The following is a 17,493-nucleotide window of genomic DNA, read 5'->3' as shown; positions in this document are numbered from 1 at the left end:
GTGAGGAGGCGCCAGGTGACCGCAACGGTGGAATTCCCCCTGCACACCCAGGTCCAGGAGTTTGTTTCTGGCCCGCTGGAGCTCTTGATCGGCGGGCGCTGGGTCCCGGCCGCGTCGGGCCGGACGTTCCCGACCTACGACCCGGCCAGCGGGGAGAAGATCGCCGAGGTCGCGCACGGCGAGGCCGAGGACGTCAACCGCGCCGTCGCCGCCGCGCGCAAGGCGTTCGACGAGGGCCCGTGGGCGGCGATGAAGCCGAACGAGCGCGAACGGCTGATCTGGCGCATCGGCGATCTGCTGTCCGAGCGCGCGGAGATCTTCGGCCAGCTGGAAGCGCTCGACAACGGCAAGTCCGCGGCGATCGCGACGGCGGTCGACACGAACTGGGCCGCCGACGTCTTCCGCTATTACGCGGGCTGGGCGACCAAGATCGAAGGCAGCACGGTAAACGTGTCGATGCCGTTCGCACCGGATGCCCAGTTCCACGCCTACACGCTGCGCGAGCCGGTCGGCGTGTGCGGGCAGATCATCCCGTGGAACTTCCCGCTGCTGATGGCCGCGTGGAAGATCGCGCCGGCGCTCGCCGCGGGCAACGCCGTGGTGCTCAAGCCCGCCGAGCAGACGCCGCTGACCGCGCTGCTGCTGGGCAAACTGTTCGAGGAAGCCGGATTCCCGCCCGGCGTGGTCAACATCGTCACCGGTTTCGGCGACGCCGGGGCCGCGCTGGCCGCGCATGACGGCGTCGACAAGGTCGCTTTCACCGGTTCGACCGAGGTGGGCAAGAAGATCGTCCAGGCGGCGAGCGGAAATCTGAAAAAGGTTTCTCTGGAGCTGGGCGGAAAGAGCCCGAACGTGGTGTTCGCCGACGCCGATCTCGACCTCGCGGTGCCGGGTTCGGTGAACGCGTGGATGTTCAACCACGGCCAGTGCTGCGTAGCCGGAACGCGGTTGTACGTGGAGGACACGATCTTCGAGGAGTTCACCCAGGCGGTCGCGCAGGCGGCGAGCCAGGTGAAAATCGGGCCGGGCCTCGACCCGGAAACCCAGCTGGGACCGATGGTTTCCCAAGAGCAGTTCGACCGCGTTTCGCGCTATCTCGGCGAGGGGCTCGCCGACGGCGCCCGCGCGCTCACCGGCGGAAAACGCTGGGGCGACACCGGATACTTCATCGAGCCGACCGTTTTCGTTGACGTCAAACCGGAATTCAGCATCGTCCGGGAAGAAATCTTCGGCCCGGTCGTGGCGGCCATGCCGTTCAACGCCGAACAGGGCGTGGCCGCCGCGGCCAACAACAGCGAGTACGGACTGGCCGCCGGGGTCTGGACACGCGACGTCGCCAAGGCGCACCGTACTGCCAAGGAGTTGAAGGCAGGCTCGGTGTGGGTCAACCAGTACAACGGCTTCGACACGGCGATGCCGTTCGGCGGCTACAAGCAGTCCGGCTGGGGCCGGGAGCTGGGCGCGGCCGCGCTCGACCTCTACACCCAGACCAAGTCCGTGAACATCGCGCTTTGATCCGCCCGCTCGAACAAAGGAGTTCCCGATGAAGACGAAAGCCGCAGTCGTCTACGAGGTGGGCAAGCCGATCGAGGTGGTCGAACTCGACCTCGAAGGCCCCGGCCCCGGCGAAGTGCTGATCCGGTACACGCACGCCGGACTGTGCCACTCGGACGTGCACATCGCGCACGGCGACCTGGAGGCCCGGCTGCCGATGGTGCTCGGCCACGAGGGCGCGGGCATCATCGAGGACGTCGGCGTCGGCGTCACCCGCGTCAAGCCGGGCGACCACGTGGTGTGCTCGTTCATCCCGAACTGCGGCGTGTGCCGCTGGTGTTCCACCGGGCAGCAGGCGATCTGCGACATGGGCGCCACGATCCTCGAGGGCTACCTGCCCGGCGAGCGGTTCCCGTTCAGCGGCCCCGGCCCGGTCAAGCAGTACGGCGCGATGTGCATGCTCGGCACGTTCAGTCAGTACTCGACCATTCACCAGAATTCGGTCGTGAAGGTCGACGACGACCTGCCGCTCGACAAGGCGGTGCTGGTTGGCTGCGGCGTCCCGACCGGATGGGGTTCGGCCGTCAACGCGGCCAACGTACGCCCGGGCGAGACGGTGATCGTGTCCGGCGTCGGCGGCATCGGCATCAATGCGGTGCAGGGCGCGCGCTACGCCGGTGCGAAGAACGTGATCGCGCTGGACCCGCTGGAGAACAAGCGCGAAAAGGCGATGGAACTCGGCGCGACGCACGCGGTCGCGACACCGGAGGAAGCGGCTGAGCTGGCCCAGTCGTTCACCAACGGCAACGGCGCGGACAAGACGATCGTCACCGCGGGCATCGTCACCGAGGAGATCGTGACCGGCGCGTTCAACGCCACCGGCAAGGGCGGCACGATCGTGCTGACCGGGCTGAACAAGCTGTCGGTCAACAACGTCAACCTCCCCGGTTCGATCCTGACGCTGTTCAAGAAGACCGTGAAGGGCAGCCTGTTCGGCGACTGCAACCCGACCGTGGACATCCCGAAGATCCTCGGGCTGTACCAGAGCGGGGACCTGAAGCTGGACGAGATCATCACCCGCACGTACACCCTGGACGAGGTCAACCAGGGGTACGACGATCTGCTGGAGGGCCGGAACGTGCGCGGCGTGCTGGTCCACGACGCTCCGTGACGGCCGTGTCAGCTTTGTCGGCGGACTGCGGGCCGGTTTCCGGTCCGCAGTCCGCGGTTCCCCTGTTGACCGCGGACGTAGTCGGCCGCCGCCGCGAAATCGAACTGCTGCTGGCCGGACTCGACTGCGGCGCACACGTCGTGCTCGAAGGCCCGCCAGGCACCGGCAAAACCACGCTGCTGCGCGCAGTCGCGGAAGCAGGCGGCTCACCGTTCGTGTTCGTCGAGGGCAACGCCGAACTGACCCCTGCCCGCCTGGTCGGACAGTTCGACCCTTCGCGGGTACTGGCCGAAGGCTACGTACCAGAGACCTTTGTGGACGGTCCGCTGATCGAAGCGCTGCGCACCGGCGGCCTGCTGTACGTCGAGGAGGTCAACCGAATCCCGGAGGAAACCCTCAACGTCCTGATCACCGTCATGTCCGAAGCCGAACTGCACGTCCCCCGCCTAGGCCGAGTACGCGCAGCGGACGGATTCCGTTTAGTAGCCGCGATGAACCCGTTCGACGCAGTCGGCACCGCCCGAATCTCCTCGGCGATTTACGATCGAGTCTGCCGAATCGTCATGGGCTACCAAAGCCAGGACGAGGAAGCCGACATCGTCGGCCGCCGCAGCCCTTCGGTGCCCTCCGAATGGCGAGACCACGTAGTAGATCTGGTACGCCGCACCCGCGAACATGCCGATGTGCGAGTCGGCTCCTCAGTGCGCGGCGCGATCGACGTGGTACGCCTGGCAGTTTCCTTGGCCCGCATCCGCGGCGCCTCGACCACGGACTGGCGAATCGGCCACGACGCCGCACTGGCCGCCTTGTCCGGCCGGATCGCCCTGCACGAATCCAGCGGGCGTACGGCGGAATCAGTGATCGATGAACTGTATGTGGCAGTCTTTGGCGCGGAATCCCCTCCACCGGATTCGAAGGACGGTGACCCGCCGGGGGAAGCCTAAGCCCGCCACCGGCGGGCCAACAGCAGCGGTCACCCCGGCCAGGCTCAGCACGGAGCAGCACCACACCACGCTCCGAACTGTCACGCAACAGCCGCTTCGCAGAAATCTCGCCCGAAGTCGGCGTACTGGACGAAGAAGCCTTCAGCGCGGCCTTCCGCGAGGACGCCGACGAGGCAATGGCCTTGCTGGTCGAGATGAGCAAAGCCACCGACGAGTCTCTGCGCGCAGCCGCCCGAGGCTTGGCCCGTCGCCTGATGATCGACGTCGCCCGGCGCGGCGTCGCGCGCGCCCGCGGCGTAGGAAAACTACGCCGCGACCGAGCCGACCGAGGCGGCGAACTAGACCTAGACCGCTCACTGCCTGCCTTGGTAGACGCGGCTGCAGTAGGCGGTGTGCCAGCGCTGGACGACCTGGTGTCGCGACGGTGGGCACGACCAGAATTGGCCCTATGCTTGGTAATTGACACTAGCGGTTCAATGACCGGAGCCCGCTTAGCCGCGGCGGCGCTTACCGCGGCAGCGTGTTCGTGGCGAGCCCCGGTGGAACACGCGGTGGTGTCCTTCGCCCGGACCGCAGAGGTAATCCGCCCGATGCGGTCTTCTCGGCCGAAGGCAGCGGTGGTGGATTCGGTGTTGTCGCTGCGAGGACACGGAGTTACCGCATTGGCGGCGGCTCTGCGGAAGGCGAATGAGCAACTGACTTCGTCAAGGGCGGCCCGAAAAACGGTTCTACTGCTGTCGGATTGCCGAGCTACGGACGACCAGGATCCGCTGCCCGCCGCTCGCGCATGCGAGGAACTGCTGATTTTGGCCCCGGCTGAAGACTGTGAGGAAGCGGAACGCTTCGCCAGGGAATCAGGTGCGCGCTGGCACCCGCTCACTGGAGCCGCGGCCGCCCCCGCCGCACTAGCTACGCTGTTGGACCGTCCGTGAGGGTTCCCCTCACGGACCTTGGTGCGGTGGGGCACCCCGAAGCCAATTGTGCTGACGGTCTGGGGTTGCTTGTCAAGGCGGGAAAGATGCCTTGACAAGCAACCCCAGACCGCAGGGAGGCTTCGTATCGGGGTGCAGGGCAGGGTCTGGGTGCCTCGATCGTTGGGTGCGCCGGTGGCTGTTGGGCGGTGGTCGTGAGGGGAACCCTGAGGGACTCCGAGTCCCTCAGGGTTCCCCTCACGACCCTTCGAAAGTCCGTGAAGGGCTCCTTGAGGGAACCTAATTCCCTCAAGGAGCCCTTCACGGACCACCCGCCCGCTGCCCAACCGCAGCCGATGCACCCAACTGTCGAGGCACCCACACCACCCCCGCACCCCGATACGAAGCCAAAATGCGGTCTGAGGGTGGTTGTCAAGGCATCTTTCCCGCCTTGACAACCACCCTCAGACCGTCATCACAATCAAGCTTCGGGGTGCCCCACGCAACCACCGTGCGCAATGTCGCCGCCAGGCGACGAGCAGCACCTCAAACCCCAGGCTCCCCAACAAGCACCTCATCAGCAAACCCGGCAGCCAAAGCCCGCAACCCAGCATCCAAATACAAAGTCAAATCAGCATCAGCCCGAGCAGACCACCGCTCATAAGCCGCCCGGCACGTAGCCAACACAGCCCGCCCCACAGCTAGCGGATACAACGAATCCTCGGCCTGCCCAGTCCTCCGCGCCACAAAACTGATCACGGCCCGTTCCCAAGCGTCATAATGCCGAGTAGCACTGGCCGCCAACTCAGCCACGGTACTGAGCAGATTCATCCGCATCCGCAACTCAGGCACATCCTCAGCCCGATAATGATTGGCCGCCAACACCGCCCGCCGAACCGCTTCGAGCACGGGAAGATCGTCCGGGGCATCCGCGAGCAGATCCCGGATCGTATCCACCTCAGAGTCGAACTCGTTCCACAACACGTCCGACTTGGCGTCGTAGTACCGAAAGAACGTCCGCCGGCTAACCCCAGCCGCAGCGGCGATCTGATCCACCGTGGTCTCGTGGAAGCCCTGCTCGGTGAACAGCCGCAGCGCGATCTCCTCTAACTGCCGCGCGCTGGTGCCCCGAGGACGCCCCCGCCGGGGCCGAGCCTCGCCGGACTCGCCGACCGGATCAGCAGGCATGCCTCCCCCTCCCGCAGACGCTTCTGTCACCGGGTGACACTACTCGGTCACGACCCACGAGCAGCACCGGCGGCCAACGCAAGACCACAGGCGGCGATCCACAATGGACTGTCGAATAACCGAAGAATGCGCAATCCGATCCGGTAAGTCCGGAATAAACCCCATTTACCGGTTCCTGAACCCGCATTCTCCGGTTACCACTCGAAAGAGGGACGTTGTGGACAGTGGACAAGTCTGTTGCGCCAGGTGTCAGATGTGAAGATCCTGCCGCAAAGCAGAATCGAGGATCCGATGAGTGATACCGCTGCTCGCCCGACCTCAACCGCCGCCACCGGCATCGCGGACCCAGGCCCGCTCGGTCTGGCAGGCTTCGCCGCCACCACCTTCGTGCTGAGCGCGGTCAACGCCGGACTCATCCCCAAATCCGTCGAACCGGTAGTCCTCCCGCTCGCCCTGTTCTACGGCGGACTGGCCCAGCTCCTGGCCGGGATGTGGGAATTCCGCAAGAACAACACCTTCGGCGCCACCGCGTTCGGCACCTTCGGCGCGTTCTGGCTGGCTTTCGCCTTCTACGTCTGGCAGTTCGCGGCGAAGATCCCGCCCGCCGACGCGGCGACCGCGACCGGGATGTTCCTGTTGGTGTTCACCATTTTCACCGGCTACATGACTATCGCGTCGCTGCGCACGAACGCTGTCCTCATCGGGGTCTTCGTCCTGTTGTTCCTGACCTTCCTCTTCCTCACCATCGGCGAATTGGGCGGCGCGGAAGGCGCGGGCAAGATCGGCGGCTGGCTCGGACTGGCCACCGCGGTAGTCGCCTGGTACGGCTCGTTCGCGGTCGTCACCAACGCCACCGCGGGCCGCACCCTGCTGCCGACGTGGCCGATCGGCAACCGCTGAGACCGCTCAGCGCACCGGTTCGTGCAGGAACAGGATCAGGCAGCCGCCGCGGCTGAACGTCTGGTGCTCGACCTGGGCGGGATAGTCCACGAAGTCGCCACGAGCACGGCGGGCCGTAACACGGGTGCCGTCCGGGTAGACCAGTTCGTCGTCGGCTTCTCCGTCGAGGAACAGAAACCGGTGCGCGGTCGGATGCGGATGCCGCGCCGAGAACGAGCCTGACTCGAAATAGGACAGTCCGACGACGCGTTCGTCGAAGGTCTCGTCGAACGTCACATCGAGCAGCAGCCGGAACCACAGGCCAGGACTGGATTTCTGCCAGCCCGCGGGTCCGAACACGTCGTCGGCCGGTTCGCCGAGCCGCTCGCCGCTGAGGCTCAGCGCGAGACAGCCGTCCGGACTGGACAGTGGGCCGTCAGCAGCCAGGTAAGCACCGGCGCGATGGTGCGCGATCGCGCCTTCTAGCACCAACACCCGGTCTCCGGGTTCGGACAGCACCGCACCGGCACTCAGCCGGACCAGCGTGAATGAGTCACCGGGCGAGCGCAGCAGATCCTTCGTCCAGGCCCCGGGCCCGGCCTCGGCCCAGCCTGCGGGGGAGAAAGTCGCGGTGTGGCTCGGCATCGGCACCCCTTCTTGGCGTCACCTCGACCATGCCGACGCAAGGGACCGAGCGGCAACCGGATCGCCGCGACGCTGCCCGAAGGTCACTCCGGCCGGTCCTCGCCACGCACCCACGAGTCGAGCACGATCAGGGTGCGCGTGCTGGTGATCCGGTGGCTGCGCCGCAGTTCGTCGATCGTGCTCTGCAGATGCGCCATGTCGCGGCTGCGCAGCCACACCACCGCGTCCGGGTCGCCGGCGATGGTGAACACCGCCTGCGCCTCCGGGATTCGCGTGGTGGTCTCGACGATCTCGGCGACGTTCGTGCTGCCGAAGAATCGCAGCTGCGCGAACGCCTCGATGCCCCAGCCGAGTTTCGCGTGGTCGACCTGCACGGTGAAGCCGGTGATCACGCCCTTCTCCCGGAGCCGGTCGACGCGCCGCTTCACCGCCGCGGTGGAGAGCGACACGCGTGTGGCGATGTCCGAGAACGTGCGCCGGGCGTCCTCGCGGAGCAACGCGATGATCTCGTGGTCGGTCGCGTCCAGCAGTTCTTCGGCCATGAGCGGCATCGTACGCAACAGATCTGCCTGATCGGTCCTCTCGCGCGTCATCCTTTGCGTCCTTGCCACTACAGTGGCCGGGCACGTTGCGCCTGGGCGCAGGGATGGGGTGAGGTGGCTCACGTCCCAACGGCGGGTGCCCGTGGGCTGATGGCGTGCGGAAGGGAAGTGCGGATGAACGCCTTCACGTTGGAAGACCGGTACGTGCGCGAAGCGGGCACTGTCTACTTGACCGGGGTGCAGGCGCTGGTGCGCGTCCTGCTCGACCGGATCCGGCTGGACCGCCGCAACGGCGCGGACTCGGCGGCCTTCGTGTCCGGGTACCAGGGCTCGCCGCTCGGCGGGTTCGACCTGGAGCTGGCGCGGCGGTCCGGTTTGCTGGCCGAGCACAACATCGTGCACAAGCCGGGCGTCAACGAGGAACTCGGCGCGACCGCGGTCATGGGCAGCCAGCTGGCCTCCCGAGCGGGCACGATGCGGCCCGACGGCGTGGTCGGCATGTGGTACGGCAAGGCCCCGGGCCTCGACCGGGCCACCGACGCGCTGCGGCACGCGAACCTCGCCGGCACCGATCCGCGCGGCGGCGCGGTCGCGCTGGTCGGCGACGATCCCAACGCGAAGTCCTCGACCATCCCGTGTGCGTCCGAGCACGCGCTCGCCGACCTCGCGATGCCGGTGTTCTTCCCGGCCGACGCGCAGGACGTGCTGGAGCACGGCAGGCACGCGGTCGAACTTTCCCGTGCGAGCGGGCTGTGGTCCGCGATGAAGATCGTCGCGAACGTCGCCGATTCCGGCGGCACCGCGCTGGTCGATTCGGAATGGACCGCGCCGGAAATGCCTGAGGGGGCGTACAAGCACCAGCCGAACAGCCGTCTTCTCGGGCCGGAGCTGATCACGCTGGAGCACAGCCTGCACCGCGTCCGGCTGCCGCTCGCGATGGAATACGTGCGCGCCAGCGGAATCAACCGGATCGTCCGATCCGGACCGAACGACCGCGTCGGCATCGTCACCGCCGGGAAGTCCTATTTGGACCTTCGGCAGGCGCTGCGGATGCTCGGCCTCGACGAAGCCGAGCTGTCCCGCTACGGCATCCGGCTGCTGAAACTCGGCGTCGTGTATCCGATCGAACCCAACGTCATCAAGGAATTCGCCGAGGGCCTCGACGAGATCCTGGTGATCGAGGAAAAGCGCGCGCTGGTCGAACCGGCGATCAAGGAAATCCTCTACGGCCGCACCGGCGCGCCGCGCGTGTACGGCAAGTCCGACCAGCACGGTCAGGTGCTGTTCACCGAACTCGGCGAGCTGGACCCGGACCGCATCGCCAGCGGCCTGGCCAAGCGTTTGCCGGATGCGGAACCTGTTGCGGCGTGGAAACAACGGCGTCGTCGCGAGCGGATTTCGGTGCCGCTGCTGGCTCGCACGCCGTACTTCTGCTCCGGCTGCCCGCACAACTCGTCCACCAAGGTCCCGGACGGAACCCTTGTCGGTGCCGGGATCGGCTGCCACACCATGGCTTTGTTCATGGAGCCGGAGCAGGTCGGCGAGGTCGTCGGGCTGACCCAGATGGGCGGCGAGGGCGCGCAGTGGATCGGCATGGCCCCGTTCGTCGAGACGCCGCACCTGATGCAGAACATCGGCGACGGTACGTTCATGCACTCCGGCAGCCTCGCCGTGCGCGCGGCGGTCGCTGCGGGCGTCGACATCACTTACAAGCTGCTCTACAACTCCGCGGTCGCGATGACCGGCGGCCAGGACGCTGTCGGCGGGCTGTCCGTGGAGAAGGTGGCCGCACTGCTGCTTACTGAGGGCGCGGCGAAGGTGGTCATCACCTCGGATGCTCCGCGGCGGCTGCGCAAGCGGAAGCTGCCGCGTGGGGTCGAGGTGCGTGACCGGTCGGAACTTCTTCGTACGCAAGAAGAACTTGCTGCGCACCGTGGTGTCACGGTGTTGATTCACGAGCAGGAGTGCGCGGCGGAGAAGCGGCGCAAGCGTCGGCGGGGGAAGCAGGAAACGCCTGCGCGCAAGGTGTTCGTGAACGAGCGCGTTTGCGAAGGCTGCGGCGACTGTGGCGTGAAGTCGAATTGTCTTTCGGTGCAGCCGGTTGAGACGGAGTTCGGCCGTAAGACCCAGATTCACCAGGCGTCGTGCAACGTCGACTACTCGTGCCTCGACGGTGACTGCCCGTCGTTCCTGACCGTCGTCCCGACTGGCGAGGTCAAGCGGCGGCACCTCGCCCCGATCGGCGCGGACGTCCTGCCGGAACCGGAGAAGACCCTGTCTGACGTCGCCGTCCGGATCACCGGCATCGGCGGCACCGGCGTGGTCACCGTCGCGCAAATCCTTGGTGTCGCAGGGGTTCTCGACGGCAAGCAGGTCCGCACCCTCGACCAGACCGGCCTCGCGCAAAAGGGCGGCGCGGTCGTCTCGGACGTGAAGATCTCCACCGGTGCCGTCGAGCAGGCCCCGAAGCTCGCCAACGGGGAGTGCGACCTCTACCTCGCGTGCGACGCGCTGGTCGCCGCCGATCCCGCCTATCTCGGCGTGTCCGACGCGGAGCGGACAGTCGCCGTAGTGTCCACTTCGGAGGTTCCGACCGGCCGAATGGTGGTGGACAAGGAAGTTTCCTACCCGGACCAGTCGAGCATCCGCGGCGCGCTCGGCGACGCGACCGCCGCCGGGCACTACCTCGACGCGCGCGGCCTCGCCGAGCAGATCTTCGGCGACGACCAGTTCGCCAACATCCTCCAGCTCGGCGCGGCCTACCAGACCGGCTCGCTGGCCGTCTCGGCGGAAAGCCTGGAACAGGCCATCAAGATCAACGGGACCGCGGTGGAGACGAACCTGCAGGCGTTCCGGCGCGGCAGGCAGCTGGTCGCCGACCCGGACGCGCTCAACGCGGAACTCTCCCCGTCATCGGACGACGCGGCTCCGGCCGCGGTCGACCCGGAAGCGGTCCGCCGGGTGCGCGCGCTGGTGCGGGCGGACGGCGAACTCGCCCGGGTGCTCGACATCCGCATCCCGGACCTGATCGCCTACCAGGACGAGCGGTACGCGCGGCAGTACGCGGAGTTCGTCGAGCGGATCCGCACGCGCGCCAGTGCTTCGGTGACCGAAGCGGTCGCGCGGAACCTCTACAAGCTCATGGCCTACAAGGACGAGTACGAGGTGGCGCGGCTGTCGCTGGACCCGCAGCTGACCGCGGAAATCGAAGCCCAGTTCGGCGTCGGCACGCGATTCGCGCACCGGCTGCACCCGCCGGTGCTGCGCGCGCTGGGCATGGACCGCAAGATCAGCCTCGGCGGCCGCAGCTTCCGGCCCGCGTTCGCGGCGCTGAAGGCAATGCGGAAACTTCGCGGGACGAAGCTGGACCCGTTCGGCCGCGCGGAGGTCCGGCGGGTCGAGCGGGCGCTGATCGGGGAGTACCGGCAGGCGCTGACGCGCGCCCTCGAGGTGGCCGACCGGAGCGACGCCCGGCTGGTCGAACTGGCCGCGCTGCCGGATGCGGTGCGCGGATACGAGGAGATCAAGCTGGCGAACGTGGCGTCGTACCGGCGGCGGCAGGAGGAGCTGCTGAAGGAGCTGGAGATGCCGGATTCGGTGCGGGTCGCCACTGCCTGAGGGCGGGAGCCGCCGCGGGACGGGATCGTGCCGCAGCGGCTACGGCCTGGTGGGCTGGTTGCGTTGAGCAGTTGCTGCCAGCGGGGTTTTGCTGTCCGTGAGGGGAACCCTGAGGGAATCAGAGTCCCTCAGGGTTCCCCTCACGGACCTGAGAAAACAGCCATGCGGTCCGGCGGCCAGACCCGGCTCAGCGACTGCGCCGGTTTCGCTGCCGAACGCCCGTCTCGCCAGCTGGTCGGCGGATTCCGCGCAGAATCTCCTTAATGGGAACGTGATCAACTCCGCCGAACATCATTAAACGCGGATTCCGCGTCCAGATTCCCGGCGGTATCCGAAACGCCGAGGAACCGGACGAACCCGATCTCCCCGCCGTTTCAGCCTTCCTCCTGAGCCCGGCCTCGCCCGAAAAGCCATGTAGGTGTCACACCAATGGGTGGTCCTGGCGAACCTCTTCCGGAGTCCCGCGTCCGTCCCCCGATCGGTGGGGTGGGCGGCGCTCGGCGGGGTGGCTCGGCGGCAGCGCTGTGACCAGTGCAGACGCGCCGAATCCCCTAATGCCCCTAATCGGGGGTCCGAGAAAGTCCCTAGTGGGGTCCCCGGCCAACCCGGGTGACCCCCCGATGGCGGGCGTTCGGCGGAGTCCTATCTTCGGAAAAGGAGCCGGCTCTGGGGCCGGCTCGTCCGTTTCCCGGACACCCCACCCCGATCCGTTGTCACCACAGGAGAATACAAACTATGGGCCCGGTGCAGACCCTGCACGAATTCGCGCTGAACCTGCTGAACGACCCGCAGTCGATGGCGGACTACAAAGCCGACCCGCAAGGCGTGCTGAACGGCGCCGGTCTGGGCGAGCTGAACCCGTCGGACGTGCAGGACATCATGCCGCTGGTCATGGACAGCGCCCCGCTGCCCGCCGTCCCGGCCGTTCCCGCGGCGCCGGGCGTCCCGGCGGCCCCGAGCCTCCCGGCCGTGCCGGGTGTGCCCGCCGCCCCGAGCGTTCCGTCCGCTGACCTGGCCGGTGCCTTCGACAAGGCCGACGCCGCCGCCGAGCCGGTGGCGCACCAGGTCGGCGACGGCCTCGGCGGACTGGCCGGTGCGCTGCCGAACCTCAGCCCGGTCTTCGAGGGCGTCAGCAACGTCGCCGACGCGACCGGCCTCAACACCGTCACCCACGGCACCCTGGGCGCGGTCTCCGGCGTGCTGGACCACGTCGCCGCCGCGACGCACCCGATCCCGGTCGTCGGCCCGATCGTCGACGCCGCCGCGATCGACACCCAGAACACCGTGAACGCGGTGGGCGAGCACGTCTTCGACGGCAAGCTCGTCGGCTCCGCGGTGGACGCGACCACCAACCACCTCGGCGACGCGCTGACGTGGAAGGCCGTGGTCGCCGAGACCGGGAAGCTCCCCGGCGTCGGCGGCCCGGTCAGCGGCATCGTCGAGGACGTCCGCCAGGGCGGCTCGCACCTGCTGGGCACCGTCAACGAGGCGATCGGCTCGACCCCGGTGGGCGTCCACGGCGACAGCCTCCGCGCCGACCTGACGCACGCGACCGGCGACCTGACCTCGGCCGGCGACCTGTCCGGCACGCTGGACCACGCGGCCGGTTCGCTTCCGGCCGTTCCGGGCCTCCCGGCCCTTCCGGCGGTGCCGGGCGCGGGCGAGCTGCCGCAGGTGCCGGGCGTCGGCGCGCTGCCGCAGGTCCCCGGTGTCGGTGCGCTGCCGCAGGTCCCCGGTGTCGGCGAACTGCCGCAGGTCCCGTCGGTCCCGGGTGTCGGCGAGCTGCCGCACGCTCCGGAGCTGCCGCAGGCTCCGGCCGCCCCGAACGCGGGTTCGCTGACCCACGCGATCGAGGGTGCGACCGCGCACGCGCCGGCCGTGAACGCCGCCGCGCAGCACGTCACGAGCACCGTCCAGGACGCGGTCGAGACCGGCGCCCAGCACGCGACGACCGGCGAACTGCCGGACGTCTCGCACGCCGCGCCGCTCAACGAGGTGCAGAACCACCTGCACGACGTCGCGGGCGCTCTCGAGTCGCACGCGAGCAACGTGCACCTGGACAGCCTGCACCTGGGTCACTGATCCTGGCGTAGCAAGGGCTTTCCCGCCGCGGGCCCGGACCTTTCACGGTCTGGGCCCGCGGTGTGTTTTGTGCCGGGCGGCAAGGGCCGGGTCACGGACCCTGAGGTACCAAAGGTTTCTCCGCGCCGGGCGGCAAGGACAGCAATGGCTGGCCGTCGAGGAAGAGGCCGCCGGTCGGGCCGCCGGGCGGCAGCGTCGCGGCCCACACCACGCCGCGGGCGCTTTCGAGCGCGGGGCGGGCGGTGTCCTCGTCGCCGCGTTCGGGATGGGTTGCGGTTTCTCCCGGATCGACGGCGTTGACGAGGATCGGGGTCTCCCGCAGCGCCGAGGCCAGCACCCCAGTGAGGGTGTTCAGCGCGTGTTTGGCGAAGGAGTGCGCCGGGGCGCGCAGGCTCGCGCCCAGGTCGAGTCCGGTGGAGATCTGCAGTGCGGAAACGCTGGAAACATTGACGATCCGGGCCGCCGGTGCGGCTTTCAGCAGCGGCAGCAACAGTTGCGTCAGCTGCCAGGGGCCGAGCACGTCAATGTCCAATGCGGACTGGACGGCGGCCAGGTCGGCGTCGAGCGCGGACAGCGTGGCGAAATCGACGGTGTCGCTGGCGTTGTTGATCAATACGTCGAGGCACCCGAAGGATTCGGACACGTAGTCGGCGGCTGCGGTCATCGTGGCGAGATCGGCGAGGTCGAGCCGCACCGCGGTAGCGTTCGGGAGTCGCGCGGCAAGGGCTTCGGCGCGGGCGAGGTCGCGTGCGGTGAGGATTACGTGGTAGTCCTGCTCGGACAGAAGCCGGGCGGTGGCGAAGCCGAGTCCGGCGGCGCGGCTGGTTCCGGTGATCAGGGCGGTTCTGGGCACTGCGCTGCTCATTTCACGAGTTATTGAGCGGAATGTTTCGGCAGGAATCCGACGAGGGCCAGTGCCACGAGGTACAGACCGGCGCAGAGACCGAAAACCAGCTCGGCGGCAGGGATCCAGGACGGCGCGGCGGCCGGTCCGACGCGGGCGAAAAACACCGTGCCGAGCGCGGCGACCCCGATGGCTCCGGCGAATTGCTGGGCGGCGTTGAGCATTCCGGAACCGCTGCCGACCTCTTCGGGAGTCGCGTCGCCGAGGATGAAGTCGAAAAGCGGAATGAACAGCAATCCGGAACCGGCGCCGGTGATGAACAGCGCGGGGGCGAGCTGCCAGACGGTGATGGCGGCGCCCCAGTGCGCGATCGACCACCACAGGACGAGCAGGCCGACGACCGCGATGGCCAGTCCTAAGTGGAGCGACGCGCGGCCGAGTTTCGCGGCGAGCACCGCTCCGGACAACAGGGTCGCGATCGCGGTGCCGGCGGCCCAGGGGAGCAGGGCGAAACCGGACTGCAGCGGCGTCCAGCCGAGGCCGGATTGCAACAGCAGGTTCACGACCAGGACGAATCCGCTGAGCGAGGCGTAAAACCCGCCGGTGATCAGCAGGCCGAAGACGAAGCCGCGCTTGGAAAACAGCGACGGCGCGATAACCGGGTGGCTGCTCCGGCGTTCAGATCTCGCGAACAAGCCGAACGCGACCACGCCGGCCGCCATCAGCACGTACGTCCACACGGGCCAGCCGAGTTCGCGGCCTTGGATGAGCGGCACGATGAGCAGCGCTGACGCGGCGGTGAGCAGACCGACGCCGCGCAGATCGAGGCGGGCGCTGCGGTCTTCGCCGCTGTGTCGCGGCAGCACGCGCAGGGCGAGCAGTCCGGCGAGGATGCCGAACGGAACGTTGATCAGGAAGATCGAGCGCCATTCGCTGCCGAAGAGGTTCAGGTGCAGCAGCCATCCGGCGAGGATCGGCCCGGCGACGGTGGCCAGGCCCATGATCGGCCCGAACGGCATCAGGGCTTTGCGCAGCTGATCGGGCGGGAAGACGACCTTCACCAGCGCGATGCCCTGCGGGATCATCGCCGCGCCGAAGAGGCCCTGGAACACGCGGGCGCCGATCAGGAAGCCGGGGCCGGGCGCGAGCCCGCAGGCCAGCGACGCGAGGGTGAAGCCGGTCATGCCGAGCAGGAACAGCCTGCGGCGCCCGAGCAGGTCGCCGAGGCGGCCGGAGGTCACGAGGCCGAGCGCGAACGCCGCGGTGTAGGCCGACAGCACCCACTGCAGGGTCATCTCCCCGCCGCCGAGGTCGGCGCGGATCGAGGGGCCGGCGAGGGCGGCGACGCTCGTGTCGATGAGGTCCATCAGGTCGGCGATCACCACGACCGCCAGCACCAGCCACGCCTGGACCAGCGGTAACGGTGCGGCACGCGGGGACGAACTAAGTTCAGTAGTCACGAACTAAGTTCTAGATGACGAACTAAGTTCGTGTCAAGCTATAGTGACGGGCATGCCCGCTGCTCCCCGAGAACGCCGCGCCGCCCGGCACGCGTCCACCAGCGCCGAGCCCGAGCCGAAACCGCGGAAAGAACCCATCACGATCGACCGGATCACCGACGCCGCGCTGCAGGTCGTCGCCACCGAGGGCTACGACGCGCTGACCGTCCGCCGGGTCACCGCCGTGCTCGGCACCGGGCCGTCGTCGCTGTACGCGCACATCGTCAACAAAGAGGATCTCGACGACCTGCTCATCGGCAGGCTCTGCGCGCAAATCGAACTGCCCGAACCGGACCCGGCGACGTGGCAGCAGCAGGTCCTGGACGTTTACGGGCAGATCCGCGACCTTTATCTGAAGTACCCCGGCGTGTCCCGCGCCGCGCTCGCGATGGTCCCGACGCACCTGGAGACGCTGCGGGTCAGCGAGGGGATCCTGGCGATTCTGCTGGCTGGGGGGATCGAGCCGCAGACTGCCGCGTGGGCGTTGGATTCTCTGACGCTCTACGTCACCGCGTACGCGTGGGAGGTGTCACTGGTCCGGCAACGGCAGCAGCACGGCGGCGAGTGGGTGCTCAGCCGGGAGGATCTGATCGAGCGGTTCACCGCGCTGCCGGAGGGGAAGTTTCCTCGCACGCGGCAGTACGCGGCGGAGCTGACGGCGGGCACCGGGCATGACCGGTTCGACTTCATGGTCAACCTGATCACGCGGAATCTGGCTGGCGAGGCTCCGGAAGGTCCGTGAGGGGACCCCTGAGGGAACCAGATTCCCTCAGGGGTCCCTTCACGGACGTCTGGGGCGAGGATCTGGCTAGCGGGGTTCCGGGATCGCCGGATCGCAGCAACCGGTCATCCGGGGCAGTTCGCGGTTGACCTCGGCCAGTTCGGCGGCCACCGCGTGGCACGGTTCGCATACGGCCAGGTGCCCGGCGAGAACCCCGGCCCGGCGGGCGGGCAGGGTGCCGCGCAGCCACGCGCCCATCCGGCGGCGGACTTCCTGGCACTGCGGCAATTCCGCGTCCGGCACCTGGACTTGCAGGTACGCCTGCCGCAGTCCTTCGCGGGCGCGGCGGGCCAGCACCGCGACGCCGTTCGGGGAAACGCCGAGTACCGGCGCGAGTTCCGCCGGAGTGTTGCCTTCGGCGGACATCCGCCACAGCACGGTTCGCCAGCGGCCGGGCAGGGTCCGGTAGGCCGACCACACCAGCCGGTCTTCCGAGCGCATGACTGCGAGTTCGTCAGCCCCGCCGTCGAGAGTTACGGGTTCCGGAACGGTCGCATAGAGATCGATACGATTTTCGTGGCGGCTCCAGCGTGCGAAGAGATTGCGCATCGTGGCCACGAGATAGGCCGGAGCGTTGGACTCCGGGCCGCCGCCCGCCGCGACTGTGCTGAGGACGCGGGCGAAGGCTTCGGCGACCAGGTCGTCGCGTTCGGCCTGCTGGCGCACCAAACCGGCGGCGACGCGGCGCATCAACGTGACGTGCCGCCGGAACAGTTCCCCGCCGGCCTGGCAATCCCCGGCGCGTACGGCGGCAAGGAGTTCGGCGTCGGTGCGCTCGTCGTCGTGCGTATCGGCGACCAAAGTGCTCGCGTCCACCGTGCACCTCCCACCGGACCGGCCCACACCTCGTCACGCGGGACTACTGAAAGTAACTGGTACAGCAGTGTACTCCATA

At 68.2% G+C, this 17,493-nt stretch carries 14 protein-coding genes; 8 read left to right on the top strand and 6 right to left on the bottom strand.

Annotation, left to right across the window (positions count from 1 at the left end):
- Window positions 1–15 precede the first annotated feature (15 nt).
- From D0D37_RS04470 to D0D37_RS04455, 4 genes are all read left to right on the top strand, one after another.
- The gene (locus D0D37_RS04470) at window positions 16–1,515 is read left to right on the top strand and encodes an aldehyde dehydrogenase family protein (protein ID WP_116199224.1); all 1,500 of its coding nucleotides are present in this window, start codon (window positions 16–18) and stop codon (window positions 1,513–1,515) included.
- A 28-nt stretch (window positions 1,516–1,543) separates the two neighbouring features.
- A complete protein-coding gene (locus D0D37_RS04465) occupies window positions 1,544–2,665 on the top strand; it encodes an NDMA-dependent alcohol dehydrogenase (RefSeq protein WP_116199223.1) in 1,122 nt (373 codons plus the stop codon).
- Window positions 2,666–2,730: 65 nt separating this feature from the next.
- Complete coding sequence (locus tag D0D37_RS04460; protein ID WP_244223382.1) at window positions 2,731–3,609, top strand: AAA family ATPase; 879 nt, start codon at window positions 2,731–2,733, stop codon at window positions 3,607–3,609.
- A gap of 176 nt (window positions 3,610–3,785) precedes the next feature.
- The gene (locus tag D0D37_RS04455; RefSeq protein ID WP_167493494.1) at window positions 3,786–4,541 is read left to right on the top strand and encodes a VWA domain-containing protein; all 756 of its coding nucleotides are present in this window, start codon (window positions 3,786–3,788) and stop codon (window positions 4,539–4,541) included.
- 525 nt (window positions 4,542–5,066) lie between these two features.
- Here the strand turns inward: D0D37_RS04455 and mftR are convergent.
- Window positions 5,067–5,708 carry a mycofactocin system transcriptional regulator gene (mftR, locus tag D0D37_RS04450; protein ID WP_116199221.1) on the bottom strand — a complete coding sequence of 214 codons (642 nt, stop codon included), beginning with the start codon at window positions 5,706–5,708 and terminating at the stop codon, window positions 5,067–5,069.
- 291 nt (window positions 5,709–5,999) lie between these two features.
- Between mftR and D0D37_RS04445 the strand changes: the two genes are divergently transcribed.
- Window positions 6,000–6,608: an acetate uptake transporter gene (locus D0D37_RS04445; RefSeq protein ID WP_116199281.1), complete on the top strand. Its 609-nt coding sequence runs from the start codon at window positions 6,000–6,002 to the stop codon at window positions 6,606–6,608.
- A gap of 6 nt (window positions 6,609–6,614) precedes the next feature.
- On the opposite strand, the gene D0D37_RS04440 is transcribed toward D0D37_RS04445, so the two are convergent.
- Both D0D37_RS04440 and D0D37_RS04435 read right to left on the bottom strand, forming a co-directional pair.
- Window positions 6,615–7,232 (bottom strand): cupin domain-containing protein, encoded by a 618-nt coding sequence (locus tag D0D37_RS04440; protein ID WP_116199220.1) that lies wholly within the window; start codon window positions 7,230–7,232, stop codon window positions 6,615–6,617.
- 83 nt (window positions 7,233–7,315) lie between these two features.
- Window positions 7,316–7,774, bottom strand: coding sequence for an Lrp/AsnC family transcriptional regulator (locus D0D37_RS04435; RefSeq protein ID WP_116199280.1), 459 nt, complete (start codon window positions 7,772–7,774; stop codon window positions 7,316–7,318).
- 174 nt (window positions 7,775–7,948) lie between these two features.
- On the opposite strand from D0D37_RS04435, the gene D0D37_RS04430 reads away from it, so the two are divergent.
- Window positions 7,949–11,392, top strand: coding sequence for an indolepyruvate ferredoxin oxidoreductase family protein (locus tag D0D37_RS04430; RefSeq protein ID WP_116199219.1), 3,444 nt, complete (start codon window positions 7,949–7,951; stop codon window positions 11,390–11,392).
- Window positions 11,393–12,127: 735 nt separating this feature from the next.
- On the top strand, window positions 12,128–13,474 hold the full coding sequence (locus D0D37_RS04425) for an IniB N-terminal domain-containing protein (protein WP_116199218.1): 1,347 nt from the start codon (window positions 12,128–12,130) through the stop codon (window positions 13,472–13,474).
- A 91-nt stretch (window positions 13,475–13,565) separates the two neighbouring features.
- Here the strand turns inward: D0D37_RS04425 and D0D37_RS04420 are convergent, their stop codons facing one another.
- Window positions 13,566–14,327, bottom strand: coding sequence for an SDR family NAD(P)-dependent oxidoreductase (locus tag D0D37_RS04420; RefSeq protein WP_244223381.1), 762 nt, complete (start codon window positions 14,325–14,327; stop codon window positions 13,566–13,568).
- A 20-nt stretch (window positions 14,328–14,347) separates the two neighbouring features.
- A complete protein-coding gene (locus D0D37_RS04415) occupies window positions 14,348–15,778 on the bottom strand; it encodes an MFS transporter (protein ID WP_244223380.1) in 1,431 nt (476 codons plus the stop codon).
- Window positions 15,779–15,830: 52 nt separating this feature from the next.
- On the opposite strand from D0D37_RS04415, the gene D0D37_RS04410 reads away from it, so the two are divergent.
- Window positions 15,831–16,559 carry a TetR/AcrR family transcriptional regulator gene (locus D0D37_RS04410; protein ID WP_116199216.1) on the top strand — a complete coding sequence of 243 codons (729 nt, stop codon included), beginning with the start codon at window positions 15,831–15,833 and terminating at the stop codon, window positions 16,557–16,559.
- 66 nt (window positions 16,560–16,625) lie between these two features.
- On the opposite strand, the gene D0D37_RS04405 is transcribed toward D0D37_RS04410, so the two are convergent.
- Window positions 16,626–17,414, bottom strand: a complete 789-nt coding sequence (locus D0D37_RS04405) for a sigma-70 family RNA polymerase sigma factor (RefSeq protein WP_244223379.1) — start codon at window positions 17,412–17,414, stop codon at window positions 16,626–16,628.
- Window positions 17,415–17,493: the final 79 nt, after the last annotated feature.

Source organism: Amycolatopsis circi (assembly GCF_003385235.1).
Taxonomy (GTDB): Bacteria; Actinomycetota; Actinomycetes; order Mycobacteriales; family Pseudonocardiaceae; genus Amycolatopsis; species Amycolatopsis circi.
The sequence above is the reverse complement of the archived record's forward strand: the minus strand, read 5'-3'. Positions and strand labels throughout refer to the sequence as shown.